Origin of the sequence: Psychrobacter cryohalolentis K5, from assembly GCF_000013905.1 — a bacterium.
Taxonomy (GTDB): Bacteria; Pseudomonadota; Gammaproteobacteria; order Pseudomonadales; family Moraxellaceae; genus Psychrobacter; species Psychrobacter cryohalolentis.
In genome coordinates this window covers 2,467,640-2,494,625 of sequence record NC_007969.1, presented here as the reverse complement: position 1 = coordinate 2,494,625, position 26,986 = coordinate 2,467,640, and the positions used below count along the sequence as shown (strand labels likewise).

Here is a 26,986-nt window from a genome sequence, read left to right as displayed (position 1 = left end):
CTTTTGCATAAATAAAAAAAATCCTCGATTTACGTAAATATGAATCGAATGTATGAAATATACAGATTATTTTGATTAAATATAGGGACGAAGTTTAATATGGCTCAAACTGTCAATGACGTCGCTGACTTGATGAGTGATAAAACCCGTCACCCAAAATCAAACTTTCAAGTACCTACTGCGGTTAGATACTTTTTTACCGTATTGGTGCTTGGGTTATTAGTGCTGATATTGATAATGGGCGGTAAGGCTTTACGTGACGCACCTCCAGCAGCTATTCATGTCGATCATAAAGGATTGACGGTTGCCGAATATCGGGCGCTACAGCATGTCATGAATCAGCAAAGTGTGAGCAGCTTTTTCACCTCTGATTTGCAAGCGCTGAGAGATATTACCACTGGTTTGGCTTGGGTTGATCAAGTCAGTATTAGTCGTGACTGGCAAAAAGGTATTGTAGTTACTGTATTGCCTAAGCAAGCAGTCGCAAATTTTGGTACTGAGCGTCTAGTGGATGCAACAGGCAATGTGTTTGTCCCTGCTGATAGTAGAGATTTAACGCAAGAGAACTTTGCAACTTTGCAAGGCAATATGACTCAAGCGCCGGTTATTATGCAACAGATGCAGCAAGTCAATGACTGGTATGCCCCACTTGGCTTACAAGTTGAAGATATTATCTTGTCGCCAAGAATGACGTGGCTGATTCGTTTTGATAATGGGTTACGTATTATCGTTGATAATGAGAATACAGCACAAAAGCTACTAAACTTAAGCCAGCTGCTGGGTAATCAATTAAAAAACCGCCGTGATGAGATACAATCAGTAGATCTTCGTTACAAAAATGGATTTACGATTGCATGGAATATAGCAGTGCCAAAAGATAATGACACACCCGTAAACGAAAAACCATCAACTGAAGCACCTCTATAAGTAATATATAAAGTAGCCAACACGCTAAACTTGTCTGCTTTATTTTTTATACAGAGTATACATACGCTATTATCAGCTGATAATAGACTTATTTTAATGATTTAATGGAGACATCATTTGTTCTCCTGTTTAGCGATAATTTGTCTGGTACCATGAAAAATACTGAAAATTTGGTTGTTGTCCATTTAAGTGCCACGGCAGTTTATGTCGTCATTGGTAGTGTTGTGTCTGCAAAAGACATCCGTATTATGGGTGTGGGACAAGTTAGAAATAGCGACTTTTATCAAGGTCAAATCAAGCATCGCGAACGCTTGCAAGGCGCTATCAAACAGGCTATTCAAGAAGCGGAAGATACCGCTAATTGCCGTGTGCATAGTGTCTGGCTTACGCTGGCAACTCCTGAGCTATTGAGCAAAAATAGTGCGGGCGATGTTAGAGTAGAAGATGAATTCGTTCGTGCTAAAGATATGGTGCAAGCACTCTCAAATGCCAAATCGCAAGATTTGTCATCTGACTATTATTTGATGCATTGTTGTCAGCAAGGTATTTATATCGATAACCAAGAGTTTATGGTTGATGATGCCATTGATATGGTGGCGCACAATATAGCTGTGATGTATCACATGATGATGATGCCAGTTGCTGGTCGTCAAAATATACAAAAACTATTGCAAAGCTGTGATGTGGGTATTGATCATATTGTCTTCGATGCGGTAACCAGTGCCGAATATAGCTTGATGAGCGAAGAGCGCCAACAAGGCGTTTGCTTGGTAGATATAGGTGCTAGCACCACAAGTATTTGCGTTTATAAAGAAAATAAGCTGATTTTTACCCATTGTATCGCAACGGGTAGTCATGAAGTGACGATGGATATTTCAGCAGACGTTGGTATTTCGATGATAGAGGCTGAAAAGCTGAAAAAATCGCATGGTACAGTGGATGTGAACAGCGTAGATCCAAGCTCATTTTTCCTATTTAAACCGCAAGGGTCAGGTGATGAAATCAACATTGGTATCTATAACCTTGCGCGTATTATCGAAGCCCGTTACGTGCAGATTTTCACTGAAGTAGTACGCCAGTTACATGAAGCGGACTTATTAGGCTATATTGATAAGGGCATTGTGCTCACAGGCGGCGGTAGTGCGATTAAAGGCATGATACCGTTTGCGAAAAAACTATTAAAAATGCCAGTGGTATTAACCAATACGCATCCTGCGATTAGTGCTTATAATCATTTTGATAATGATGAATCATTTAAGCAGCTGAATCTTCAGGTTAATGATCGGGCTTATCAAACGGCATTTGGTACACTACTATATAGCCAAAGCGAGCAGTTTCGGCGCAGTGAAAAAAGCGAGCCTGAAGCGATTCAAAAAAATCGTGTGACGGGTGTTTTTCAAAGTGCTGGTCAACGTTTTGCCAGTGTACTAAAAAAGATATTATAATTGTCCTATAATCCTGCTGACAATCTACTTACCGTAATTAGATAAGCGGTTTGTCAGCAAGACCAAGCAAGCATATTAAAAGCAATACCCTGTATAATAACGGCATATCTTGGTTAAGCATTACTATTTAAGCCATGGCCCTGTTTTAATCAAATACATTTATATATAGTAAGTCGATAGCGCGCCATATGCGTGTGTTACCACGTATCGACCATCACGCTATCTGCAACTGGAGAAACTTTTTTATGTCAAAATACACCATGCCAGATGATAATCAGCTTCAAAATAATGGCCAAGCAAGCTTCACTGTATTCGGTGTAGGCGGCGGTGGCGGTAATGCAGTTGAACATATGGTACAGCAAGGGATTAGAGGTGTAACATTCGTCTGTGCCAATACGGACAAACAGGCGCTTGATCGTTTGACCGCACCGCATAAGTTACAACTTGGCGCAAAAACCAACCGTGGTCTTGGTGCAGGAGCGAATCCAGAAGTAGGTCGTGAAGCAGCAGAAAGTGACGAAGAAGCAATTCGTGCACTGCTTGAGCATTCAGATATGGTCTTTATCACCGCTGGAATGGGTGGTGGTACGGGCACTGGTGCTGCACCAGTCGTAGCGCGTATTGCCAAAGAAATGGAAGTATTGACCGTTGCTGTAGTCACCACGCCGTTCAAATTTGAAGGCGGAAAACGTATCAAGGCTGCCAAAGCGGGTATCGAGCAGCTGACTAACTTTGTAGATTCTATCATTACGATTCCAAATGATAAGTTGATGAGTGTCTACGGCAACATCTCTATGCAAGATGCCTTTAAAAAAGCAGATGATGTGCTATTGCATGCAGTCCAAGGTATTGCAGAGACCATCGCTAGCGAAGGTATGATCAACATTGACTTTAACGATATCCGTACCGCAATGACCGCTAAGGGCCATGCGATGATGGGTATCGGTCGTGCCAGCGGTGATGATCGTGCGCGTCAAGCGACTGAAAAAGCCATTAGATCGCCATTACTTGATGATTTGCGCCTAGAGAATGCCAAAGGCTTACTCGTCAACGTGATTTCATCTGAATCCTTATCTCTAGATGAGATGAGCAAGATCAGTGTGATTGTCGAAGAAATTACTGATATCGATGAAGCGCATATCTTCTATGGCTCAGTGATTGATGAAAAAATGGGCGACGATTTGCATGTTACCGTTATTGCAACTGGTTTAACCTTGGATGAAAACGCTGGTGAAGAGCCTGAAGTGGTTGAGCAACCTGTACCTTCTGTAAATAGTACGCAACCTGTTGATCCAAACTTGCATACTAGTGCCTTGAACAGTCAAAAACAGTCTCAAGCTCAATATCAAGAAAACCCAATTCGCTCTAATACTGTGCCTGAACAGACTAAAACTAAGACCAATAGCATTCAAGATTATCTAAAGCGTCAGCAGAACAAATAGATATCATTCGTATAAATATTGCTCTCTAAAAAAGCCAGTGTTCAAGCGCTGGCTTTTTTGTGCCTATTCATAATCTCTGCTGTTCACCAACTACTTATATATTGGTTATTCCTATTTATCAGAAAATGTTACCTACTCATACCAATTTAGGCGGTATTTTCAAGAGATGAAGCCTTTCAAAGCCCGATATTTCATAGCCTTCTGTTGGTGATTGCGACTAAACAGTCACCGATAATAATGCTTCGATAAGTGTTATCAATCAAAGAGATAGGTAAATTAACGCTTTTTATCGCTAGCGAACAGGGTTCGGGTAATGATACACTATGGCAATTGTAACAAAATATGTGAGAAGACAGTCATGAATCAACGAACCATAAAAACAGCAATTGCTGTTACAGGTACTGGTCTTCATAGTGGTCAACCTGTTGATTTAGAATTTCATCCGCAACCAATCGATACTGGAATCGTCTTTGAGCGTTCTGATATTACTGGCAGCACGCCAATTCCTGCCAGTGCCTTTTTGGTACAAGATACCATGATGTCATCTAATCTGGTGTTTGGTGGTACACGTGTCGGTACGGTTGAGCACTTGCTCAGCGCGATAGCGGGACTTGGCGTTGATAATCTATTAATTCGTGTATCGGCATCAGAGATACCTATTATGGATGGCAGTGCTGCGCCTTTTGTAGGACTGTTATTGCAAGCAGGTTTTTGCGAACAGGATGCTTCAAAGAAATTTATCAGGATTGTACGTACGGTACGTGTCAAAGTTGACGATAAATGGGCAGAGCTACGTCCTTATAATGGATTTGAGCTTAATTTCGAGATTGATTTTGATCATCCTGCGATTGATAAAAACTTTCAGCATGCCCAATTACAGTTTTCAACCCAAAACTTCATTGAACGGCTGAGTTCAGCACGCACTTTTGGTTTTTTACGTGATATCGAAGCCATGCGTCAGAACAATCTGGCATTAGGCGGTAGCATGGACAATGCGATTGTTATCGATGAAAGTAATATTTTGAATGAAGAAGGTCTGCGTTTTAATGACGAATTTGTTCGTCATAAAATTTTAGATGCACTTGGTGATTTATATCTGATTGGATATCCTATTCTGGGTCGTTTTAATGCTTATAAATCCGGTCATGCTTTAAATAACTTATTGGTACGTGAGATTTTATCTGACCATAATAACTTTGAAATTGTAACTTTTGATGACAATGTAACATGTCCTATCGAATATTTACCTTTAAATGGTATAACTGTCGAAGGATGAATACAGGAATATACACGAAGTATCGAAACATTTACGCAATATTACATAAAATGGTTATAAGTAGAGTGAAATTATATTCATATAAGTGGATATATATTTCTTTATTTTATGATAACTTGCCTGTATAGTAGATGAGATAAAAGCTGTAGCGAATAGCAAAATCATCTGTCAGTGAGGTTCACAATGTGAATGACACTGACAGATGATTTTTTTTGTTTTTGAAATTACAAAAACCCAGCCTGAATCGTATCATTTACCGGATTAGTTTACATAACTTTACATTGCCTGTAGGGGTTTTTTACGGATTTATAAGGCGTAATAGTGCTTTTTTGAGGTTTTCATCAGTGGTGACATGCTCTGCTGCCTGTGATATAGTCCGCTTTGTGTTTTGGCTAAGAGCCTGATTTTCATGGGCTTTAACGGACATTGAGCGTGATGCTGACAAGCCTGATGATGATTTAGAATAATTATTATTGGTAGATTTATTGGCTATGACGACGCGAATTTGCTTGAGTTGTTTAAATGTAATTGACTGCTCTGTTAACACTTGCAAATACGCGCTCTGCAAATAGCGAATATGATTGGCAGCAGTGACTGATTCGACACTGAGTATCAATTGCTCAGACGTTAAGCCTACGACCCAGCAGTTATTGAGGATTTCCTCAGGTAGACAATCTACCAAAAGCGCTTTTATTTCAGTGGTCGCTTGCACATATAAGCGCATACTATCAGATAGGCTTTGAGGTAGCGCACTACCAGCAAAAGCTTGATGATCGATGAGAGTGGCAAGGCGGTTAGGGTTTTTTTTGGACATCGTAATGACTCATCTAATAGGTGAAAAATCGATACTCATAATAAACAGGCTCTAAACGCTCATTTTTAAAGCAAGGTATGACGTAGCAAACGATTTATATAGTAGATGATTAAGCTGCTAATGATATCAGCATCAGCTACTTAAGAAGTAAAAGAGCGATTGTACTAAATATTTTATCATGTTTATTTCATGATTATATTCTCTAAACTAATTCATGCTTTGTCACGGATGACGAGCAATTCTGTTTTCACAATAGGTAGTAAATTTATGAAACAAGCTTTATTAATTTTATCAGTATTGGGAATGGGCGTAGCACAGACAAGTGGTGCTGCCGAAACAACCTTTCAATCAAATAATACCTTGAGTCATACCATCACCAATATCACTACTTCTGCGAACTACGGTTCTAGTCGTAACATCTACAGCACCAACAGCGGTGCATATGTTTCTAGCAATGATGAAATCAGCCAAGCAATCGATAATTTAAGCGCGCATGCAAAACAAAAAGAATATCAGCTTGCTTCGCTAACCAATCGTTTGTCTTATGAGCAACGTCAGCAGAAAGTAAGTTCAGTGCCAGATCGTTATTCGGCGCCTGCTATTGCAGCAGCGAATGCTTCACGAGTCGCTTTATCTAGTAGCACAGGCTATTGCGCTCGTTATGTCCGTAAAGCGTTACAATCAGCGGGCTACGAATTCACGCCTAATCCTTCAGCGTATCAATATGCGTCTCGTGGCACACTGTCACAAGCGGGTTTTACCAAAATCAGTAATAACATGGAACCACAGGTTGGTGATGTGGTTGTTTATGACCGTACCTCAAGTCGTCCTCATGGCCATATTCAAATATTTGATGGTAATGACTGGGTGTCTGACTTCCGTCAAAACAGCATCAGCCCATACAGCGGTCATTACAACTATACGACGTGGCGCGATGCTAGATACGTCGATGATGCTTCAGATCGTGGTATCTACCTAGCTATGGCTGACAAATAAGTATCAGTTAAGCGCTCTCTCCGGACTCAGTAATGCTCTTTATGACATTACTGAGTTTTTTTATGACTTAAATAAGGCTAGCTATTAAGTTGATATTTTTACTTGGCAAGGGCTGCTAGCCTATCAAATGGTGTCCAATACTGACTATTATGAAAGTCGGGTGGCGAGGCATGTTTGGGCGCAAAGTATAGAGTGATTTCGCCAAAGGATAAAATAACACAAGGATGTATGTATTTGATAAGGGCATCATTACTGTAATCTGACTTGCGATTCAAGGACGTCAATGAATCTAATGGCATTCTAAAGCTGCGTTGGTGGTGATAAGGTTCATGCGTTAGCAGTTTCGGGTTGTTACCGTCTATCCAATTGATAGCAGCACGTGTCTGTCCGTCAGCGTACATAAGAGGTCTTGGCGGTAGTGTTGTAGGAGAGCGATAGCTGTCAAACTCATAAAGCGCATACTGACCTTCAGGACTGGCATTGATCTCAATATAGGACATTGTCATATTGGTTTTGGGGGACTTATCATTATCTTTTGAACTGCTGCTACTGATTAAGGAACCTGCTAAAAAGCACTCAAGGCAGGTTTGTTCCCACAGATAATCCTTAAAGCCTACTTTATCTGCTTGCCACTTTGGCCAAGTTAATAGAGCAGCTAGTGATTCAGAGGGCAACGTCACATGATACTGTAGCTGTAAATAAGCTTCTGGCTGCGCTACAAGCGTTGCGCTTACCTGTACGCTAATTTGCTGTAAAACTTTCACTGTCACGCCAAGTTGCTGCGCGTCATCTGCTAAGGTTTCAGTTGCTAGATATAAATCAAAACTCTGGCTCATTATCTTATTATCTCAAAAAGTATTAGCATCATAAAACATGATATAGCTGCTAACGAATATCGCATGTTAAATAGTGAACTATAAATGACATAAAAGCCGCGAGCAAAGTTGCATCGCGGCTTTTATTATTCACCGTCATCATCTGTCTAAAAATAACTCAGCAGGCTATTTTAAACCACTTTATATACAACAGACGATATAAACTTAGCAAGTAATGAGGCATTACACATTACGAGCAAGATTTGAAAGCTTAGGATTGGCATTTGGGTTTTTGCGTAGCAATAGCGCCATACGACCAATTGAGTGAATCAAAGTTGCCTTTGCAGTAGCAGCAAGCTCAGCACCGATGACATCACGCTCTTCCTTGGTACCAGCAGGCAATTTTACTTTAATCAGTTCATGATCTGATAAGGCGCGATCAATCTCTTCAGTAATGCTTGGCGTAACACCTTTATTGCCAATCATGACAATCGGTTTCAAATCATGACCAATGCCTTTTAAGCGTTTGATGGTTGCGTTATCAAGTTGCATAGAATTCCTAGGGGTTGGTAAAAACAAAATATAATAAAATTTAGAGCAATTGATGACCATTATAATTAATCTATGATCATCTTGCATGAGATCAGCAGGATTTTGCACGATTTTACGTGATGAAAATGTTAAACTGCCATTATGGGTACATTATAAACGCTACGCTCTTATAAAGCAGTGTTTTCACTAAGAAAAATTAACGGTTTAGCCTTTTGAAGCTAATAAATAGCTTGATAGTATTGAAAATCATAGTTAATAGTGTTTTTGATTGTATGGTTGTAGAAAGTGACATAAAGCAAAAAGTCTATTAAGACATTAGTTAATAAATACATATGCGCATATAGAAAAGCACGTTATAGGAGCAGGAATTTTGGCCACACGTATTGAAAACAAAAAATTGTCAAAGAGCAGTAGTGCTTGGATGAAAGAGCACATTGATGATCATTATGTGCAAAAGGCCCAAAAAGATGGCTACCGTGCCCGTGCTGCTTATAAATTATTAGAAATAAATGAAAAAACCAATCTGATCAAAAAAGGTATGACCGTTGTTGATTTGGGTAGTGCCCCTGGCAGCTGGTCTCAAGTGGCTGGTCACTTGGTTGGTGAAAAAGGCATCTTGATTGCCTCTGATATTTTGCCGATGGATACCTTGCCGGATGTTACCTTTATCCAAGGTGACTTTCGCGAGCCAGAAGTGTTTGACCGTATCATGGCTGAGGTTGGTGACAGACAAGTTGATGTGGTGCTGTCTGATATGGCGCCCAATACAGCAGGTAATAGTGCCATTGATCAGCCGCGTATGATGTACTTATGTGAGCTGGCGGTCGATTTCGCGCTGGCAACCTTACCAGAAGGTGGCGCGCTTATTATGAAAGTGTTTCAAGGCGAGGGTACACAAGAATTACGCAAGCAGATGCAGGCGGATTTTAGTAAAATCCGTAGTATTAAGCCTGGTGCTTCTAGACCGCGCTCAAAAGAGATATTTTGGATCGCAATTAAGTAATATGAAATGAAACTCTCACCTCAAAATTAGCCAGTTAAAATCATTGAATGAAAACGGCTACAATCGTTAACTGAATAAATGGGAATGCTGCTTGAATTATTCAGGTTAATACCACATATCATGATATATTAACTTTGTTTGAAATCAACTTTTAAGCATTTTTCTAAGTGCTTATATGATATTTTTAGCAAAGTCGTCTGACAGTAAGCGCCTTATAAACTCAGTTATTTATCGTTATTGCGCGGCTTATTTCTCTAATAAAAAAATAAGGTTGTTTTATACCTTAGATTTGCAATGAGAAATGATAATTCGCCAATAGACCTTGAATAGCGAGACATACGTTTATATATAGACGTCACGTGTTTAGTAAACACACCAATAAGTATGGGATGGGAATAACTAGTGAGCGACATGGTAAAAAATACCTTATTGTGGCTGGTGGTAATCGGCGTTTTAGTGCTGGTGTTTAGTGGCTTTGATAAATCATCTGAGCCCGATAACCTTAACTACTCTGAATTTGTGACCGCTGTGTCAGAAAATCAAGTAGCCAGTGTTGAGATCGATGGCGAGCAAATCACCGGCGAGAAGAAAAATGGTTCTGAATTTGAAACCATTCGTCCAGCTGTGATGGATGATGAGCTGATGCCATTGCTGCGTGAAAATAAAGTTGAAGTCCAAGGCACTGCACCGAAGCGCCAGAGCGTATTGATGCAATTGCTGATAGCCAGTTTCCCAATTTTGCTGATTATTGGTCTGTTTTTATTCTTTATGCGTAATATGCAAGGCGGCGCTGGCGGTAAAGGCGGTGGACCGATGAGCTTTGGTAAATCAAAAGCCAAAATGCTAACCGAAGACCAAATCAAAGTAAATTTTGAAGACGTTGCTGGTTGTGAAGAAGCCAAAGAAGAGGTCGTCGAAGTGGTGGAGTTCTTACGAGACCCTGATAAATTTACCAAGCTTGGGGCGACGATTCCACGTGGTATTTTGATGGTAGGTCCACCGGGTACAGGCAAAACATTGTTAGCTCGTGCCATTGCTGGTGAAGCTAAAGTACCTTTCTTCTCGATTTCAGGTTCTGATTTCGTTGAGATGTTCGTCGGTGTTGGTGCTTCACGTGTGCGTGATATGTTTGAACAAGCGAAGAAAAGCGCGCCATGTATTATCTTTATTGATGAGATTGATGCTGTCGGTCGTCATCGTGGTTCCGGTATGGGCGGCGGTAATGATGAGCGTGAGCAGACATTGAACCAATTGTTGGTTGAGATGGATGGATTTGAAGGCAACGAAGGTGTTATCGTCATTGCTGCCACTAACCGTGCAGATGTTCTTGATAAAGCACTATTGCGTCCGGGTCGTTTTGACCGTCAGGTGCAAGTAGGGCTGCCAGATATCAAAGGTCGTGAGCAAATTCTTAAAGTGCATTTAAAGAAACTGCCTAATACTATTGGTGTTGACGCTCATGCCTTAGCCCGTGGTACGCCAGGATTCAGTGGCGCCCAGCTTGCTAACCTTGTTAATGAAGCAGCCTTGTTTGCCGCTCGTCGTAACAAGCGCAGCGTCGATATGAATGACTTCGAAGATGCGAAAGACAAGCTATATATGGGTCCTGAGCGTAAGTCAATGGTCATACGTGAAGAGGAGCGCCGTGCTACTGCTTATCATGAAGCAGGTCATGCGCTAGTCGCAGAGCTACTTCCGGGTACTGATCCTGTACATAAAGTCACTATTATGCCGCGTGGATTTGCGCTTGGTGTTACGTGGCAGTTGCCTGAGCACGACCAAACCAGTATGTATAAATCAAAAATGCTGAGTGATATTGCGATTTTATTTGGTGGTCGTATCGCTGAAGAAGTCTTTATCGATCAAATGTCTACGGGTGCCTCAAATGACTTTGAACGTGCGACCAAAATGGCACGAGCAATGGTTACCAAATACGGCATGTCTGACGCGCTTGGTATCATGGTCTATGAAGATGATGACAACTCACAAGGTTACTTCGGTGGCGGTGGTCGTACGATTTCAGAAGCAACACAGCAAAAGGTTGATGAAGAAGTACGCCGTATGTTAGAGGAGCAATATGATATCGCTCGTGAATTGATTGAAGGCAATCAAGAAAAGATGCATGCTATGGTTGATGCCTTGATGAAATGGGAAACCATTGACCGCGATCAGCTGCAAGATATCTTAGCGGGCGAACAACCTCGTCCACCAAGAGTCTATCAGCATCATGAAGTGAACTTATCAAAAAATGATGTGAAAACAACCGGAATGACCCCTCCGCCATTACCAGCGATGTAAAAGTTACTCTTAAGTTTTGAATAAAAAAAGCCCTTTTGACAAAGGGCTTTTTCTTTATTACCAATTTAGAATGACATTAGATTTACTGGTATCATAAGTATTATAAGTTAGAGCTAAAATCAACTTTACGAATTCAAATTATCATGGATAAGTTATGTCACTATTCCAACCTTTAGCTGCTTATGCTGTGACCAGCCGTGATAAGGTCTTAGATTTATCACAGCCTCATATCATGGGCATCTTAAATGTCACGCCAGATTCGTTCTCAGATGGTGGACAGTTTAATGCAGTTGATAAGGCAGTAGCACGATGTAAAGAGATGATCGATGCAGGTGCTACCATTATCGATATTGGCGGCGAGTCTACCCGTCCAAATGCTGAAGTGGTAGCGACTTCTGATGAGCTACAGCGTGTGGTACCAGTCGTGACAGCGATTAGGCAGCAGCTAGGCAATGACATATGGCTATCCATTGATACCAGTAGTCCTGAGGTTATGCAAGCAGCGTTTGAAGTAGGTGCGGATATTTGGAATGATGTACGGGCACTCAAGCGTGAGGGCGCTGCGGTGATGGCAGCTAAGCTTAATATTCCTGTTATGCTCATGCATATGCGCGGTGAGCCAACTACGATGAATAATCTGGCACAGTATGATGATGTGGTTAGGGAAGTCATGACAGAGCTAGAGGTGCGTATTGATGAAGTGACAAGCATTGGTGTCATGCGCGAAAATATTATTATTGACCCCGGTTTTGGTTTTGCTAAAAACTATCAGCATCACTGTGCATTATTGAGTGAGCTTAAGCGCCTACAAACACTCAGACTGCCAATGATGTTTGGTATTTCACGCAAGCGATTTTTAGCAGAAGTGCTGACAAAAACAGGTCTAGAAGCGCTTGCTACCACCCAACCGCTTGAGCGTGATAACGTGGGTACTGCTGCAGGTCTTTTTGCATTGCAGCAGGGGGCAAGTATCATTCGTACTCATAATGTTGCTATGATGCAGCAAGCCATAGCGTTATGGAGCCAGCTATCTGCATATGATAAATACCAATCGCTATCACTAGATGGCTGCAATTAAGTGATTATGAGCAAAAATAGATTTATCGATGATAATAATTGTGAACGATAGAGTTTTGGTGCTTTATATTTATTTACATACCTTTTAAACGAATGAGAATACCTTTATGACCATTAATAACCAGCCAGAGCCAACTAATGAGCAGCGCCGTATTATTTATCAAGCCCGCCGTGGTTTGAAAGAGTTGGATTTTTATTTTGAACCCTATATTAAAGAGCTTTATTTAACGGCAGAAGCTGCCGAACAAGAAAGCTTTGCGCAAATGCTGACTCATGAAGACCCAGATTTATTAGATTATTTTACCAATCAAAGCCGACCAGAAGATGAGGCGATATGGGAGTTGGTTAATAAGATTAAGACGTGGCGTCACAGTAAAAGTCTGAGTTAATTGTTTAAATGGCTAGTTTTATTTTTTGATTGTTAAAGTAGTATTGAGTCTTTTCTATTAATAAGAAATATTCTTTGGTAGCTCACTATGACAGCATTAACCTCGCTACGTATCGATACTGCTATTAAACCTATAAGCTATTTATATCTGATATTTTATATTGCATTATTCAGTATCGTTATGGTATTGGGGGCGCTTGCTTCATTAGCCTTATGGCAATATGTCGTTATACTCCTCATCAGCGCTGCAGTCATTGGCTATTTAGCCTTATCACGACCCATACTATTGCATCTAAGCCAGCCGCCACTTGATAAAAGTGTTTATCAAGATTGGCAGTTATTAATACGTACGAGTCGTGGGGATGCCTTGTGGCAAGCAAAGCTCGATACGGTCAGTCATTCTCATTGGGTTATCTGTTTTGATTTTAATATCGTAGAGCCTTATAAACGCCGATTTTCTGTGGCTATATTTCGTGATCAGGTTAATACCGAGCAATGGCGCGAGTTGACCATCTTGTCAAATATGATTGCAAACAAAACCGTTTAATTGAGCTTGGATTTCATTGTAGATACTTATCTGCTTTATCTTACCGTACTAAATTATCTCCTACATCTCATAACAAAATGCCTATCTAGAGAGGTAAATAGATTTGCTATATTGGAATTTATATTTATAGGTCGGTTTAAATAGTAGGTGATGGTAGCAGTCGTTAATTTGCTATACCAAAACCTATATCGACGAATGTTATTATAATAAAAAGGATAAAGTTATGAGTTTGCTAGGGAATTTAGTGAGTCAAGTAGCACGTAGTGCCATGGATCCAGAGGACGCACAGCGTAATCCAGTTAATCAACGTATCAATCCGCGTCGTACCGGCGGTCTTGGTGATATATTGGGGAGTGTGCTTGGCGGTGGCAATCAGTCAGCGGGTTATAATCCACAACAGTACGAGCGCCGCTCAGCAGACAATGGTTTTGGGTTAGACGATATTATCGGCGGGTTAACAGGTGGCAAACAGCGCGGTGGCATGAGTTCAGGTACTGGTGGACTTGGCGATATTCTAGGTAGTGTACTTGGTGGTCAAACGACGAGAGGCGGCTTCGGTGGTAAAGGTATGCTTATTGCTGCCCTTATGCCTATGGTACTGAGTTGGATAAAGCGCAATGGTGGGTTAAGTGGTGCTCTCTCGAAAATTACCGGTATGGGCTATGAAAAACAAGCGCGCTCTTGGTTGAGTACTAATGAGCTTAACGATAATCTTGATCCTAACGACATCAATCGATTGTTTGATGACAGTGAAATACAGCAAGTCGCTGCTCATACAGGCGCTAACGAGATAGAGGTGCGTCAAGGGTTGGCTGAGCTATTACCTGAAGTCATGAACCAATTGACGCCAAACGGTAATTTGGATAACGAACCTGAAGCCAATGAAGAAATTGATCAAATTATTAGTCAACTATCAAGCCGTCTAGGGGCACTAAAATAATCAGGTTATTATTTATAGCATTTAAAACGATAAAAAAGCGCACCTGATTAGGTGCGCTTTTTTATATCTAAAATATAATAGCGAACGACAAAGGTTAAGACTGTTGCATTAAAAATTGCTAAAAACGTTCATCTAAAGTATCTAACGTATAGTTCAATGCCGCAAAGCAAATATCACTATTAAAACCGCGATATTGTAAAAACCGCAGCTGCCTTGCTTTGTCTTTTTGTTCAGTGGGTATATCATCACCATATTTTTTGATACGCGCTGTGACTGCCAGTTTGAGCCAGTCTATGCCTTCGACCAAATTATCTGTGCTGTCATCTATAAATTCACTAAACTCATCAGATTCAGCATTGGCCATATCGATAAGTTCATCTATATTATCGGGCATCGTCATCTTTTTACGATGGAATTCTTGCTTGATACGACCTCTGCCGCGTCCTTTTCTGATATTTTCACGAATCAGCATTAGAGTAGTGCGGTAATCACTTTGATAGCCTTTTTCTTCGAACTCATCGAGTAAGGCATCAATTTTAGCCGCTTCTTGCTCTTTATTTAGCAATTTTTGCTTAAGCTCAGCCTTGCCGTATTCGCGGCGTGACAAATAATAAAATGCCAGCCAACGTAAGCGACTTTCTGCTTTGATAGCATCCATTTCCGCTTGGCGCTGCTCAGGCGTGCGCAAATATGCCTTTAGAGCAGCTGGTAAGTTATCAATTTGGCTATTTTGGTTGTCTGCCTCACTATCATGAGCAGCTACCGATTCAAATGCTGGTTCTGAGTCCATCAAAGCTGAATCAACGCCAGTCTCATTAATAGAGACACTATCTTCTACATTGTCATGAACCGCATGTTTAACTTCAGCCAGCATCTCTTTGATACTTTGCGCAGCAGGTGGCTGATAAGCAGGTACGCTATTAGGCTCAGCGTAGAAAGTAGCAGCTGGATGAAAGTGTTTTTTACGTTTTTTGGATTTGGATGAAATTTTTAAAGAGGAAGAGGCGCCAGTCGAATCTGCTGTAAAGTTAGTATGGTTATCTATTGTACACTTCTCATCTAAATCATATGTATTTAGATTCTGAGAGCGCTTGCCAGTTTTACTGGTACTTTTAGGCTTGTCTTTATATGAGTACCTAGTAGATGAATGTTGTTCAATGGGTTTCTTGTTTTTAGGCGTAGAACTCGCTGAATCAGTATCCGACTCAGCGAGTATTTCAGCTAACGTTTTTATTTTCATAAGACATCATAGTTGCTGATAACGGTTTGAAAATATACCGTTATTGTACAGGTTCAGCGGCTTGTTCTTCATTAGCTTTATCTACCGTCGCGACTTTACTATCATCTTTTGTACCAAGCTTTTCAGCACGGATTTTGGCTTCTATCTCTTCAGCAATAGCAGGGTTCTCTTTTAAGAACAGTACAGAATTGGCTTTACCTTGACCGATTTTCTCATCGCCATAGCTGTACCAAGAGCCTGCTTTACCAACTGCACCAATCTCAACACCCAAATCAATCACTTCAGCTAAGTGATTGGTGCCTTCACCGTAAGTAATCTCAAATTCAGCTTGGCGGAATGGCGGTGCCATCTTGTTTTTGATGACTTTAACGCGAGTTTGGTTACCGATGATTTCATCACCATTTTTGACTGCACCGATACGGCGAATATCCATACGCACAGAAGCGTAGAACTTAAGTGCATTACCACCAGTTGTGGTTTCAGGACTACCAAACATCACGCCGATTTTCATACGAATCTGGTTAATAAATAACACCATACAGTTTGAACGTTTGGCGTTACCAGTGATTTTACGTAAAGCTTGGCTCATCAGACGGGCTTGCAGACCCATGTGTGAATCGCCCATCTCGCCTTCAATCTCGGCACGCGGCGTCAAGGCTGCGACCGAGTCAATAACGATCATATCGATTGCACCTGAGCGTACTAACATATCGGTAATTTCAAGTGCTTGTTCACCATTATCAGGCTGTGAAAGTAGCAAGTCATCCGTATTCACACCAAGCTTGCGGGCATATACAGGGTCTAAGGCATGTTCAGCATCGATAAAGGCACAAACGCCGCCCTGTTTCTGGCACGCTGCAATTGCCTGCAATGTCATAGTCGTTTTACCTGAGCTTTCAGGGCCATAAATTTCAACGATGCGACCTTTTGGCAAACCGCCAATCCCGAGTGCAATATCTAAACCTAATGAACCAGTCGATACCACGTCGACATCAAGCGTTGCTGAGTTGTCACCCAAATGCATGATAGTATTTTTACCAAACTGCTTTTCGATTTGAGCTAGTGCAGCTTTAAGTGCTTTGGCTTTATTGTCGTCCATGTAGGACTCCTTGTTATCAATCATTTATAAGAATAAGTTGTATTAATATCAAAAATGGCTTGTTCAATGTTATCAATGACAATGTAAGCTATCGCTGATAGCATTTTGAACTAAGCTTAGAGTAGGCAATGAGATGAGTCTTGTAGATCGCGATGTCAGTTACATCACGCTACTATACAGTAAAATTAGATGCTGATAAAAGCGAAAAAAAGTTTAGAGATTTTAATGAGGCTCGTAGGGCTTGCAACTTATATCACCAGATTATGTCTTCCTCTAACTTTATATCATTGTTTATTAGATAGGGTAATTATAACAAAATCCAAGGCATATATTGAGCATAACTGAATACTAGGCGACAATAGATGTCGTATGGGAAAACAAAAATATTTGTATATAATTCTCAAAATTGCTGTTCATATTTGAACCTGATGAGCATACTATTTGTCAATAGTTTTGGAAGTTATCCACAATAAATAAATAAAGTTTATTTAGCCAGTGTGAAACATATCATAGGATAAAATTAATATTAAAAATTTTATAAATAAATTATTTTACTTTTAAATTATCATTAACCTATTGATTTTAATAAATTTTTAAATCGTACAAAAAATGAACGATTTTACCTAAGCCTTTAAGCTATCTAGGCAAATGCTTGTCAAGTAGCGACTTATACACAGGGTTATCCACAGCTTATGGGGAGAACTCACCAAGCCCTTACGGTATCAATGATTGCGCAGACAAGAGTTATCATTTAATTTACAAAACTTGGCTATTTCTGATTTTACAAGTTTAAATTTAGCAGGATTTTAGTATGGGCAATGCCTATGTTTCACATCTGTGCTGATAATTTTTTTTCGAATTGAAAGCTATTGATACTCATCAAACATATTTATAGTCAGTTATATCAGTCTTTAACCCTTATGAGTAAAAGGTTTGAAGACTGATAGATATAAAAAAGCGGCTAAGATACTGATAAATATCTTAGCCGCTTTAAAGGAAGCCGACGTAATGCGTTTGGTATTAGTCTTTTAAATAGATTAAATCCCAAACCCCATGTCCGCTTGCTAGACCGCGGCGCTCAAATTTTGTCATTGGACGAAAGTCAGGGCGGGAAGTGAAATTGCCTGCGCCTGCTTGATTGCTTAAGCCTACAAACCCATCCAAAACTTCTACCATCCAAAAGGCATAATGTTCCCAGTCAGTGGCGGTATGGAACCAGCCGCCTTGCTTTAGGCTGCGGGTGACAATCGCCATACGCTCAGGGCTAACAAAGCGGCGTTTATGATGGCGCTTTTTTTGCCATGGGTCAGGAAAGTAGAGCTGAATGCGATCGATATGGTTTTCTGGTAGCTGTTTGAGTAGTTGAATGGCATCACCATTGATGATTCTGACATTACTCAAATTTTGAGTACCAGCCATATAAGCGCATTTGCCGATACCCGGCTCATGGACTTCAATGCCAACAAAATTACGACTTGGCTCGGCTGCTGCCATTTCAATGAACGAATCCCCAAGTCCAAAACCAATCTCAAGGGTCAAGGGTGCCTCACTGCCATTTGGCAATTCAGCAAATAGCGCGCGCAAATCGTCAATACCTTCAAGATTACCATCACCAAAGCTGTTATTAACCAAGTAATGCGCAAATTCAGGCGCCGTCAATGCCAGCTCGGCATTTTTATTCATGTGCGTACGGCGTTTCATAAAGGTGTTGACGATACGAATATGCTTATTACCGTCAGGTGCGACCTCATTGCCACTAGTAGCATTAGTGTCTAAAGATTTTTGATCATCGGTAAGGCTGGTGGCGTCGACGTTGGTATTAATATCAGGATGTTGACTCATAGGATTAACAAGGCTTAATAAATGGGTAGTGCGCTTATTATAAGTGAAATCTGTACGGCTGTGAATGAACAATACTTTTTTAATAATGTTAGCGCGTTTTGTAATTTAGGTACATTATTTATCTAGTGTTTCTCTGGCCCATGCAATGCTATTAGCGTTATCATATAATCCCAATAGTTAAGTTAAATGTCTTTTTAATCGCCTGTAAGGCTTGTCACTATGTTATTTATTGAGACGGATTCGCCGCCCCCTTTTTACCAAGAAAAATTGCCTCCTGCCAGACGCACACAACTGGATAAATGGTTTGTCGGGCATCGTAGCCAACGCTATTATCTAAAACGCTTTGAGCAATTTGATGAACAAGGCTATCTGTCGCCAAAATGGCATTGGGCAGCATTTTTTGTGACCTTTCCATGGTTACTCTATCGTAAGCGTTATATGGATGCACTCGTCTACAGCGTGGCAGGATGGTCTTTTATTCAGCTTAATATCGCGCTAGTCTTGGTAGCGGTTGAGTTCTTAGTAATGCCTTATATTGCTGATGCTTATCAGATGACGATACGCGTTAGTATTGCCGCGCTGATTTGGCTGTTTTGGTCGTTTATGGTGGCACGCTGGACGGATGCTTACTATTACCGGATGGCACGACGTGAGATTGCCGACGCGATTAATGACTATCCACAAGATGAGCGCTTGCAACAAGCGCATCTGCGCCAAGAGGGCGGGGTGAGCCTATTTGGGCTAGGATGGGGTTTTGGATTTTTTGCCTTTATCTTAATGGTCATTAAAGTGCAGTTCTTACCTATTATTGCCAAACCAAAAGAAAACGAAGTGCTGTTTAATGCGTATGATACCGTTAAAACCACGCAAAACCATGTGGCGCTAGTGTATCGGCAAACAGGACGATGTCCGCTGGATCTGCCTATCGATAGCGGCACTGAGCAGGTACATATTGAGATTGATCGTAGCGCAGCTGGCGTTGCAGAAACTGATTGTGTAGTGATTGCGACCATTCAAAATGTAAAACTCCCTATACGTTATCTCAATGATCAAACACTGGTCTTTTATCATCTGCCAAACAGTGATGATTGGGAATGCATCAGCTCATTGAATAAGAAACAAGCGCCGGAAAATTGTAGCCCTGATTAGGTGGCTACAAAGACTGAGAATTATTTTTGACAACAATTTCTATAGTTGAAAAAATTAATGCTTAGATTCAGTCGTATTATTATCTTTATCATCGACTGATATGGCTTGGCTTTTTAGCGCTTCATAAAAATCGCTCAAGTCCATCTTACGGGCTTTGCCAATATCTTCATCAAATAAGCTTTCAAGCTCCGCCATCGATGATTGAGCCGACTCAATCATACTGGCCTCATCATCATAAATAGCTTGTTGACGTTCAATCAGATCATCATCGTAATCACGGAAAGTTTGCACTGTCTCACGCGCTTTTTCTGGTGAGATGCCAAGCAGTTGTAACGACTCACGCGACATATCTAGCGAGGACAAATATGTCTCACGCCAGATATGACGAACCCCAACCTCACGTAATCGGTAGTAATGCTGGCGGTCACGTGCCCGTGCTAAGATAATTAAATCTGGATAGTTTTTACGTAAATATTGGGCGGTGGTGATAGAACGCTCTAAATCATCGATGGCAAGGATAAAGACACGTGCTTTTTTGATACCTGCTGCACGTAGGATTTCAGGGTTTTTTGGATCACCATAATAGACTTGGTTACCGAATTTACGGACAAAATCGACGCGGTTTGCCGAGCGTTCAATCGCGGTAAATTCAATATTGTGCATACGTAGCACACGACCGATAATCTGACCGACTCGCCCAAAGCCAGCAATAATCACCTGATGCTCATGATCTGGAATCGTGTCGTATTCGCGGCTTGGTTTGCTTTTGGCAAATAATGGCTCGCCGACTTTTTCTAATAACAAGAATGCCAAAGGAGTGAGTGCCATAGAGATGGTTACGATCAGGTTTAACGTATTGGCAAGTTCAGGTTGTAAGACGTTTTGGGCACTCGCAACACTGAACAAGACAAAAGCAAATTCACCACCTTGAGCCAGTGTAACCCCCAGTCGAATGCTGGTTGGCCAGCGATTACCTGAAATTTTTGCAATCGCTGTAATCACCCCGAACTTGATAAACATCAATGCCATCGCACAGCCGATGATAAAAATGGGTTTTGCTAATATCAATTTCACATCGGTCAACATACCGACTGACATAAAGAACAGACCTAATAACAATCCTTTAAAAGGCTCGATACTGGCTTCAAGCTCATGGCGGTATTCAGAATCCGCCAACAGTACACCAGTTAAAAATGCGCCCAACGCCATTGAGAGCCCGATTTGACCCATCAAAATTGACACACCCATTACGATAAATAGCGCGACTGCCGTTAGTAATTCTGACGCACCACTTGAGGCGACAAATTTAAAAAATGGACGAACGACGTAGCGACTGGCAAAAATAAGTCCAGCAAAAACCGCAAAAACTTTACCAAAATAAATCAAATCATAGCTTTGTTCACGCACCCCTGATAAGAAAGGAATGACCGCTAATAAAGGGATAACCGCAATGTCTTGGAATAATAAAATTGTAAAGGCTTCACGGCCATGAGTGCTCGATAGCTGCTGTTTTTCAGTCAGAATTTGTAGGACAAAGGCGGTAGATGAGAGCGCAAGCCCGAAGCCAACGATAAAAGCAGTATCGAGCTGCAAGCCAAAAATCTGATGTAACAGCCCCATCAATAAGACACCAGTCAAACCAACTTGCAAACCGCCAAGGACGAATATTGAGCGCCTGAGTGCCCAGAGCCTTGATGGCTGCAGCTCAAGCCCAATGATGAACAGCAGCATCACCACGCCAAACTCAGAGAAATGCAATAAGCTCTCAGCGTCACCTGCGACGTCCAGTACACTTGGACCTAATATCAATCCTGTGATCAGATAACCTAAAACCGTCGCAATACCAAAACGTTTACCAAGGGGTACAAAGAGCAGGGCTGCTCCCAAGAAAATTGTCGCTTGTAACATTAAATTTGGTGAGCTGGCGGCGGCAGCGAACATCTGGAATCCTTAGCAATGACGATAAATGGGCAGTACAACAGCAGTATTAAAAATAAAAAGCAACTTTATAACGATTATTTTTTACGATAAATCTTCCATATGCCATTATCTGCCAGCGGATTGTTATAAGCATCGTTACGGCGCTTGCGTGGTGTCTGTCGACTGTCTACGATTTTAAAATCGGGTAGGGCATGGACAATAAGTCCCGTTCGATAAAACCGTACCCGCTCAGGCTCTAGCATCTCACCCTTATTATCTCGGCAAAATACATAAGCACGCAAATCAATAAACTCACGGTGCGCGACCAAACGCGTCTCCTCATCCTTATCAAACGCAGCAGTCATACGTGCAATGTCATCAGCACTATAATCGCCGCATTTATCCGTAAGTGCCCCGACCGAGCCGAAACTCTTGGATTCTTTTGCATGGGTTTTGGTCAGATGTAAGCGCTGCACATGATATATAAACTGCGGTATCTCAAGGCTGGCAGGCAGTGGCAAATAGTCAGGCGGCAGATTGGCAGCAGGATAAAACGCCATGGCGCGTTCAAGCAAATTGTGCCAAAGTTGCTGATAGGCTTGGACTTCTGCTAAGTTACCTTCATAGATAGGCATGTCACGAATTTGACGTAAGATATCAGGTGGAAACTGTGCGCCTCGAAAGCGAGCAATGTCTTCTTGCAGCGTCGATAATAAAACTTTGGCGTGTTTTTTGCCATCCTTTGAAATCGGGTCATCGATATAACTTGGGGCGACGAATGGCGCTGAGCGTCTAGACATAGCAGAAGGTCATCCATTGGTGGCAAATGTGGCGTTTCAATTTTCAGTATACAGAATTTATATTAAAAATATGACAGTGAGGCTAAATTTCTCATCATTTTTAACATGTGATTACATTGATAAAAGTCAGTGTGATATTGGTATATGCGGTATGGAGATATTTCATTTTGCTATATTTGATTACTATTAATCGCAAGATAGGGCATTAAATATGGATTAAATGAAAAAATAGAAAGAGAAGACTTATGAATAATACTCTAGAAAATAAGCTTGCTATACTTAATCGCCTTAGCTTATTAAAAAATATTGGAAAGATAATATTAAGAATTATAGGTGCAGGATTGGCACTTATAATTGGACTTTGGCTAATAATGGCATCGAATATGGGACCCGCTTATTTGCCTCATATCATGAATGGTGACTTGGATTTTTGGATTCGCATGACTTTGCTAGGAGTGGGATTGGGTGTTTGGATAAGCATTGCCGTATGGTTATTGTGGCTTATACTGTGTTGTTTTTATGATTTGATTAGACGTCATTAACAATTGACGATACTTAAATAATTAATGACGTCTAGATGACTGGCAGCATTTTTTTAAACCAGACTTTTTCAATGACAAACTATTTTAATGATTGTGCCCGATATGGTTATTCTCTGCTGGTCGCTCTGAGATATTGCAGACTAGGGCTTCGCTATGGGTACTCGTTTGTGGGTGTGCCGCACTTTCTACCTGAATAGTAGCGTGATGGATGCCGAGCTCAAGCAGGCTTCGTTCTAGACTGCCAATCAATATACTAGACTCATGAATACTCATTTCACCATCGACGACCACATGACAAGATAAGGCATTTAAACCACTGGTAATACTCCAAACGTGTAGGTCATGAACTTTTTGCACCTGTGGATGAGCAAGGAGTTTTTCCTCAACATTCACTAGAGAGATGCCTTCCGGTGTACCTTCCATTAAGATATGTACGGAATCCCGTATGACACGGTAGCCACTAAATAAAATAAGTATCGCTACAATTACGGACGCTACCGCATCTGCCCATACCCAGCCAAAACTCATCATTAATAATGCGGCGATAATGGCAGCCACTGAACCCATTAAATCACTTAATACGTGCAAATAAGCACTTTGCATATTGAGATTGACCGGCTCTTTGTCATCCGATGTTTTGACCGTTGCTGTGCCTTCATTGGCTCCATGATCATGATCATGACCGTGAGTATCGCCACTACGGCTACCTCGGTGCATAAGCCACGCAACCAAAATATTGATCAGCATACCGATAGTGGCGACGATAAGCATGCCTTGGGTCGCAATTTCAGGTGGCGAATTAAAGCGTTTAATGGCCTCATAAAAAATCATTAGGGCAATAATGACAAGTGTCGCCCCATTCACAGAGGCAACTAAAATCTCAAAGCGTTTATAACCGAACGTTTTCTGATGAGTAGCTGCTTTTTCCCCAATTTTAAATGCCATTAAGGTAGCGCCAAGTGCTATCGCGTCACTCAGCATGTGACCGGCATCGGACAATAATGCCAAACTGCCAGTGAGCCAACCGCCGATTGCTTCTACAAACATGTAGCCTGTAATGATCAAAAAACTTATCAGTAAAGTGCGCTGATAGCCTTTGGTATCTCGCGTGGCGACTGTTTGCTCTAGATGTTCATCATGATCGTGGCTGTCTTGATTCCTATAAGCAGTATTACTTTTTCCACCACTTTCCTCACCTTCCTCAACGTGTCCATGCGTATCAGCCGGTATACTCTGATGAGCATGGTCGTTTTTTTTAGAGTTTGGATGGTCTGGATTCATAACAACACTCAATTTTGCTGATAATGGATTTGATGAGCAATATCTACTCTACATAAGGTAGGATGGTTTTTGATAACAATGATCAACTTGTTATTGTAAATTTATCATAGTCAAATATTAGAAACTGTACTGACGAAGTAAAGATAAAAGAGTAATGCGACAAATGATTATGCTAGCAATAACTCGCAAATTTGCGTTACCAGCCGACAGGGTCAATATCTAAAGTAAGCTTAAGATATTTAGCGCTCGGTAGGGTAAGGACAGGTTGCCACCAATGATTTAAAACATGATGCAGTTGCTGACGATCCTTGGCCAATAGCAAAAGCTGGGCATGATAGCGACTGTTCTTTTTACTCATGGGCGCATCGATAGGACCAAGAACGGCTAAATTGTGCCCTGTTGGCAGAACGGCAATGGCATCTTTGAGTGCTTGTGTGGTGGCAGCAAGAGTTTTACCTTCGCAGCGTATCAGCGCAGCATGACTATGAGGGGGCAGTCCCATCATTTTACGCTCTTGCAACAGCTCACGAGCAAAAGACAAATAACCGTCTTTCACCAATTTTAATAATAACGCATTGTCCGGTTGCAGCGTTTGAATCAATACCCGTCCTGATTTATCCCCGCGTCCTGCACGCCCCGCTACTTGGATCATCAATTGGGCAGTATGCTCTGGCGAGCGAAAGTCTGCAGACAAAAAGCCACGATCAGCGTTGGGTAAGCAAACGAGCGTGACATTGGGAAAATGATGACCTTTGGCAACCATTTGTGTACCGACCAATATGGCAGGATTTCCTGCATTAATACGCTGATAGATATTTTCCCAGCTGTCTTTACGCCTAGTGGTATCACGATCAATTTGAATAATGGGATAAAGCGCTTTACTGGTTTGCGGATTGGCAAAGATAGCGTGCAAATTTTCGCTTAGCCTTGTTGTTCCCATCCCTTTGGCATCTAGATTTTGACTGCCACAATCAGGGCATACAGTCGGAATATAGGCTTGCCAATCACAATGATGGCATTTTAAATAAGAGTTGCTTGAATAATTGCTACGCTGGGCTTGATTATTATAATGAACGGTTAAATGCGCGTCGCAGCGCGGACAATCTGCCTGCCAACCACACGCCTCGCATAATAAAACAGGCGCATAGCCGCGACGGTTTAAAAATATCAAAACTTGATCGCCAGCTTCTAGGGTTTGCCTTATGGCGCCGATAAGTGCATCCGTCAGTCCGGTATCATAGCGCGCGCCATCATCTTGCGTTTGCTGATGAGTACTTTGCAAGCGCGCATCAATCAGCTGCATGGGCGCAGGTTTAGCATTGCCAGGGCGCGTCGATAATTGACACTCTACTAGCTTGCCCTCATCGACTAATTTTAAATGTTCAAGAGAAGGGGTAGCCGTACCAAGGACCACCGGTATTTTGGCTTGGAATCCTCGATAAAGTGCGACATCAGCAGCATGATAGCGCAAGGTATCCTGCTGTTTATAGGAGCCATCATGCGCTTCATCAACGACAATTAAGCCTAAATCTGCAAACGGATATAGTACTGCCGAACGCGTACCGATAATGATTTGTGCGTGACCCGTACGGCAATCTTGCCAACCTTGCAATCGATGAGTATTGTTCATACCAGAATGTAGCAAGACGATATGCGCAGCGAAGCGACTGGCAAAACGCGCACGCGTCTGTGGCGTTAACCCAATCTCAGGCACTAAAATAAGCACTTGCTTGCCAGCCTCCAATACTGCTTGCATGGCTTGTAGATAGACTTCAGTCTTGCCACTGCCGGTAATGCCATTTAATAAAAAGCCCGTATAGCATTTGGATTCATGTGCAGCAACAATCGCTGCAACGGCAAGCTGTTGCTCCTCATTGAGATCAAGGGGCATTTTTGCCAATTTGACAGAGGTAGGTGCTTGTTTTGGTTGAATATAGCGCTCAATCAAACCCTTATCTTCTAGTGTTTTTAAAAAAGCACGCTCCATACCTTCTAATAATAGTACATCTTCACTTGCACCATGTTGACCATGTAGCTTTAGCATATCAAACTGCTGCTTTTGCTTTTTGGCGTTAGTACGAAAGTCGTCATCAGTGATATGTGGCAGAATTCGCCAATGGGTAATGAGTAAATCTAGCGGTTTACCTTGACGAACCAAGGTGGGCAAGATGACCGCTAACACCTCACCAAGCGGATAATGATAATAACGAGCAAGCCAATAGGCGAGCTTTAGCAAGCTGTTATCTAAAATAGACTCAGCATCTAAACACTTATTAATGGGTTTCAGCTTATTGAGTGGTACGCTGGTATCCGCTTGCGCAATATGAGCAACCACGATTCCGATTAAAGTCTGACGACCAAAGGACACCTCAACACGACTGCCAATTTGCGGCAGTTGTATTGAGCTATTGTTTGGCGAAGCATTTGGCAAAGCACTTATATCGGACGGTAGGCTATAGTCAAATACCCGATAAAGGGGCACGGGCAGAGCAACTTGTACCAACATAAAAAGGCTTCGCAGTTTGATTAAGTCAATATGAAATAAAAATAAAGAGGGAGAGACGAATAAGCTTAGCATGAGGCTAAGCTTATG

At 41.5% G+C, this 26,986-nt stretch carries 23 protein-coding genes; 13 read left to right on the top strand and 10 right to left on the bottom strand.

Translation table 11 applies throughout. From position 1 onward, the window contains the following. Positions 1-99 precede the first annotated feature (99 nt). From PCRYO_RS10375 to lpxC, 4 genes are all read left to right on the top strand, one after another. Positions 100-927: a cell division protein FtsQ/DivIB gene (locus PCRYO_RS10375; RefSeq protein ID WP_011514346.1), complete on the top strand. Its 828-nt coding sequence runs from the start codon at positions 100-102 to the stop codon at positions 925-927. A gap of 152 nt (positions 928-1,079) precedes the next feature. Continuing rightward, positions 1,080-2,372: a cell division protein FtsA gene (gene ftsA, locus PCRYO_RS10370; RefSeq protein WP_198010335.1), complete on the top strand. Its 1,293-nt coding sequence runs from the start codon at positions 1,080-1,082 to the stop codon at positions 2,370-2,372. A 245-nt stretch (positions 2,373-2,617) separates the two neighbouring features. After that, positions 2,618-3,814: a cell division protein FtsZ gene (ftsZ, locus tag PCRYO_RS10365; protein WP_011514344.1), complete on the top strand. Its 1,197-nt coding sequence runs from the start codon at positions 2,618-2,620 to the stop codon at positions 3,812-3,814. Between the two features lie 358 nt (positions 3,815-4,172). Continuing rightward, the gene (gene lpxC, locus PCRYO_RS10360) at positions 4,173-5,090 is read left to right on the top strand and encodes a UDP-3-O-acyl-N-acetylglucosamine deacetylase (RefSeq protein WP_041753227.1); all 918 of its coding nucleotides are present in this window, start codon (positions 4,173-4,175) and stop codon (positions 5,088-5,090) included. 298 nt (positions 5,091-5,388) lie between these two features. On the opposite strand, the gene PCRYO_RS10355 is transcribed toward lpxC, so the two are convergent. Next, positions 5,389-5,904 (bottom strand): DciA family protein, encoded by a 516-nt coding sequence (locus PCRYO_RS10355; protein ID WP_011514342.1) that lies wholly within the window; start codon positions 5,902-5,904, stop codon positions 5,389-5,391. Positions 5,905-6,171: 267 nt separating this feature from the next. Between PCRYO_RS10355 and PCRYO_RS10350 the strand changes: the two genes are divergently transcribed. After that, positions 6,172-6,900 carry a CHAP domain-containing protein gene (locus PCRYO_RS10350; RefSeq protein ID WP_011514341.1) on the top strand — a complete coding sequence of 243 codons (729 nt, stop codon included), beginning with the start codon at positions 6,172-6,174 and terminating at the stop codon, positions 6,898-6,900. Positions 6,901-6,998: 98 nt separating this feature from the next. Here the strand turns inward: PCRYO_RS10350 and PCRYO_RS10345 are convergent, their stop codons facing one another. Both PCRYO_RS10345 and PCRYO_RS10340 read right to left on the bottom strand, forming a co-directional pair. Beyond that, a complete protein-coding gene (locus tag PCRYO_RS10345) occupies positions 6,999-7,736 on the bottom strand; it encodes a DOMON-like domain-containing protein (RefSeq protein ID WP_011514340.1) in 738 nt (245 codons plus the stop codon). A 222-nt stretch (positions 7,737-7,958) separates the two neighbouring features. After that, entirely contained in the window at positions 7,959-8,267 is a 309-nt protein-coding gene (locus PCRYO_RS10340; protein ID WP_011514339.1) for a YhbY family RNA-binding protein, read from the bottom strand. Positions 8,268-8,637: 370 nt separating this feature from the next. On the opposite strand from PCRYO_RS10340, the gene PCRYO_RS10335 reads away from it, so the two are divergent. The 6 genes from PCRYO_RS10335 to PCRYO_RS10310 all read left to right on the top strand — a co-directional run bounded on the left by PCRYO_RS10335 (position 8,638) and on the right by PCRYO_RS10310 (position 14,520). Then, positions 8,638-9,270 (top strand): RlmE family RNA methyltransferase, encoded by a 633-nt coding sequence (locus PCRYO_RS10335; RefSeq protein ID WP_011514338.1) that lies wholly within the window; start codon positions 8,638-8,640, stop codon positions 9,268-9,270. Between the two features lie 402 nt (positions 9,271-9,672). Beyond that, positions 9,673-11,568, top strand: coding sequence for an ATP-dependent zinc metalloprotease FtsH (ftsH, locus tag PCRYO_RS10330; protein ID WP_041753225.1), 1,896 nt, complete (start codon positions 9,673-9,675; stop codon positions 11,566-11,568). Between the two features lie 154 nt (positions 11,569-11,722). After that, positions 11,723-12,646, top strand: coding sequence for a dihydropteroate synthase (gene folP, locus PCRYO_RS10325; RefSeq protein ID WP_011514336.1), 924 nt, complete (start codon positions 11,723-11,725; stop codon positions 12,644-12,646). Between the two features lie 106 nt (positions 12,647-12,752). Next, positions 12,753-13,034, top strand: coding sequence for a succinate dehydrogenase assembly factor 2 (locus PCRYO_RS10320; RefSeq protein ID WP_011514335.1), 282 nt, complete (start codon positions 12,753-12,755; stop codon positions 13,032-13,034). Positions 13,035-13,121: 87 nt separating this feature from the next. Next, positions 13,122-13,580, top strand: a complete 459-nt coding sequence (locus tag PCRYO_RS10315; RefSeq protein ID WP_011514334.1) for a hypothetical protein — start codon at positions 13,122-13,124, stop codon at positions 13,578-13,580. A gap of 223 nt (positions 13,581-13,803) precedes the next feature. Beyond that, positions 13,804-14,520, top strand: a complete 717-nt coding sequence (locus PCRYO_RS10310) for a YidB family protein (RefSeq protein WP_011514333.1) — start codon at positions 13,804-13,806, stop codon at positions 14,518-14,520. A 118-nt stretch (positions 14,521-14,638) separates the two neighbouring features. Here the strand turns inward: PCRYO_RS10310 and PCRYO_RS10305 are convergent, their stop codons facing one another. The 3 genes from PCRYO_RS10305 to trmB all read right to left on the bottom strand — a co-directional run bounded on the left by PCRYO_RS10305 (position 14,639) and on the right by trmB (position 18,701). Beyond that, entirely contained in the window at positions 14,639-15,760 is a 1,122-nt protein-coding gene (locus PCRYO_RS10305) for a regulatory protein RecX (protein ID WP_011514332.1), read from the bottom strand. A gap of 40 nt (positions 15,761-15,800) precedes the next feature. Further along, a complete protein-coding gene (gene recA, locus PCRYO_RS10300; RefSeq protein ID WP_011514331.1) occupies positions 15,801-16,859 on the bottom strand; it encodes a recombinase RecA in 1,059 nt (352 codons plus the stop codon). Between the two features lie 1,020 nt (positions 16,860-17,879). After that, the gene (gene trmB / locus PCRYO_RS10295) at positions 17,880-18,701 is read right to left on the bottom strand and encodes a tRNA (guanosine(46)-N7)-methyltransferase TrmB (RefSeq protein ID WP_011514330.1); all 822 of its coding nucleotides are present in this window, start codon (positions 18,699-18,701) and stop codon (positions 17,880-17,882) included. 219 nt (positions 18,702-18,920) lie between these two features. Here trmB and PCRYO_RS10290 point away from each other — a divergent pair, with 219 nt between their 5' ends. Continuing rightward, entirely contained in the window at positions 18,921-19,850 is a 930-nt protein-coding gene (locus PCRYO_RS10290) for a DUF2628 domain-containing protein (RefSeq protein ID WP_011514329.1), read from the top strand. Between the two features lie 54 nt (positions 19,851-19,904). On the opposite strand, the gene PCRYO_RS10285 is transcribed toward PCRYO_RS10290, so the two are convergent. Both PCRYO_RS10285 and PCRYO_RS10280 read right to left on the bottom strand, forming a co-directional pair. Then, positions 19,905-21,791 (bottom strand): monovalent cation:proton antiporter-2 (CPA2) family protein, encoded by a 1,887-nt coding sequence (locus PCRYO_RS10285; protein ID WP_011514328.1) that lies wholly within the window; start codon positions 21,789-21,791, stop codon positions 19,905-19,907. A gap of 74 nt (positions 21,792-21,865) precedes the next feature. Beyond that, positions 21,866-22,570 carry a hypothetical protein gene (locus PCRYO_RS10280; RefSeq protein ID WP_011514327.1) on the bottom strand — a complete coding sequence of 235 codons (705 nt, stop codon included), beginning with the start codon at positions 22,568-22,570 and terminating at the stop codon, positions 21,866-21,868. Between the two features lie 245 nt (positions 22,571-22,815). Here PCRYO_RS10280 and PCRYO_RS10275 point away from each other — a divergent pair, with 245 nt between their 5' ends. Further along, entirely contained in the window at positions 22,816-23,112 is a 297-nt protein-coding gene (locus tag PCRYO_RS10275) for a hypothetical protein (RefSeq protein ID WP_011514326.1), read from the top strand. A gap of 84 nt (positions 23,113-23,196) precedes the next feature. On the opposite strand, the gene PCRYO_RS10270 is transcribed toward PCRYO_RS10275, so the two are convergent. After that, positions 23,197-24,393, bottom strand: a complete 1,197-nt coding sequence (locus PCRYO_RS10270; RefSeq protein ID WP_011514325.1) for a cation diffusion facilitator family transporter — start codon at positions 24,391-24,393, stop codon at positions 23,197-23,199. A gap of 196 nt (positions 24,394-24,589) precedes the next feature. Beyond that, entirely contained in the window at positions 24,590-26,971 is a 2,382-nt protein-coding gene (locus PCRYO_RS10265) for a primosomal protein N' (protein WP_011514324.1), read from the bottom strand. Between the last annotated feature and the right edge of the window lie 15 nt (positions 26,972-26,986).

Excerpts from the sequence above, each read along its gene's own strand:
- PCRYO_RS10315 (WP_011514334.1), top strand. The coding sequence starts at position 13,122 with ATGACAGCATTAACCTCGCTACGTATCGATACTGCTATTAAACCTATA.
- PCRYO_RS10270 (WP_011514325.1), bottom strand. The coding sequence starts at position 24,393 with ATGAATCCAGACCATCCAAACTCTAAAAAAAACGACCATGCTCATCAG.
- PCRYO_RS10275 (WP_011514326.1), top strand. The coding sequence starts at position 22,816 with ATGAATAATACTCTAGAAAATAAGCTTGCTATACTTAATCGCCTTAGC.
- PCRYO_RS10350 (WP_011514341.1), top strand. The coding sequence starts at position 6,172 with ATGAAACAAGCTTTATTAATTTTATCAGTATTGGGAATGGGCGTAGCA.
- PCRYO_RS10280 (WP_011514327.1), bottom strand. The coding sequence starts at position 22,570 with ATGTCTAGACGCTCAGCGCCATTCGTCGCCCCAAGTTATATCGATGAC.
- PCRYO_RS10305 (WP_011514332.1), bottom strand. The coding sequence starts at position 15,760 with ATGAAAATAAAAACGTTAGCTGAAATACTCGCTGAGTCGGATACTGAT.
- folP (WP_011514336.1), top strand. The coding sequence starts at position 11,723 with ATGTCACTATTCCAACCTTTAGCTGCTTATGCTGTGACCAGCCGTGAT.
- PCRYO_RS10375 (WP_011514346.1), top strand. The coding sequence starts at position 100 with ATGGCTCAAACTGTCAATGACGTCGCTGACTTGATGAGTGATAAAACC.
- PCRYO_RS10320 (WP_011514335.1), top strand. The coding sequence starts at position 12,753 with ATGACCATTAATAACCAGCCAGAGCCAACTAATGAGCAGCGCCGTATT.
- ftsZ (WP_011514344.1), top strand. The coding sequence starts at position 2,618 with ATGTCAAAATACACCATGCCAGATGATAATCAGCTTCAAAATAATGGC.
- PCRYO_RS10345 (WP_011514340.1), bottom strand. The coding sequence starts at position 7,736 with ATGAGCCAGAGTTTTGATTTATATCTAGCAACTGAAACCTTAGCAGAT.
- PCRYO_RS10265 (WP_011514324.1), bottom strand. The coding sequence starts at position 26,971 with ATGCTAAGCTTATTCGTCTCTCCCTCTTTATTTTTATTTCATATTGAC.
- PCRYO_RS10340 (WP_011514339.1), bottom strand. The coding sequence starts at position 8,267 with ATGCAACTTGATAACGCAACCATCAAACGCTTAAAAGGCATTGGTCAT.
- PCRYO_RS10310 (WP_011514333.1), top strand. The coding sequence starts at position 13,804 with ATGAGTTTGCTAGGGAATTTAGTGAGTCAAGTAGCACGTAGTGCCATG.
- PCRYO_RS10290 (WP_011514329.1), top strand. The coding sequence starts at position 18,921 with ATGTTATTTATTGAGACGGATTCGCCGCCCCCTTTTTACCAAGAAAAA.
- lpxC (WP_041753227.1), top strand. The coding sequence starts at position 4,173 with ATGAATCAACGAACCATAAAAACAGCAATTGCTGTTACAGGTACTGGT.
- ftsA (WP_198010335.1), top strand. The coding sequence starts at position 1,080 with ATGAAAAATACTGAAAATTTGGTTGTTGTCCATTTAAGTGCCACGGCA.
- PCRYO_RS10355 (WP_011514342.1), bottom strand. The coding sequence starts at position 5,904 with ATGTCCAAAAAAAACCCTAACCGCCTTGCCACTCTCATCGATCATCAA.
- recA (WP_011514331.1), bottom strand. The coding sequence starts at position 16,859 with ATGGACGACAATAAAGCCAAAGCACTTAAAGCTGCACTAGCTCAAATC.
- trmB (WP_011514330.1), bottom strand. The coding sequence starts at position 18,701 with ATGAGTCAACATCCTGATATTAATACCAACGTCGACGCCACCAGCCTT.
- PCRYO_RS10285 (WP_011514328.1), bottom strand. The coding sequence starts at position 21,791 with ATGTTCGCTGCCGCCGCCAGCTCACCAAATTTAATGTTACAAGCGACA.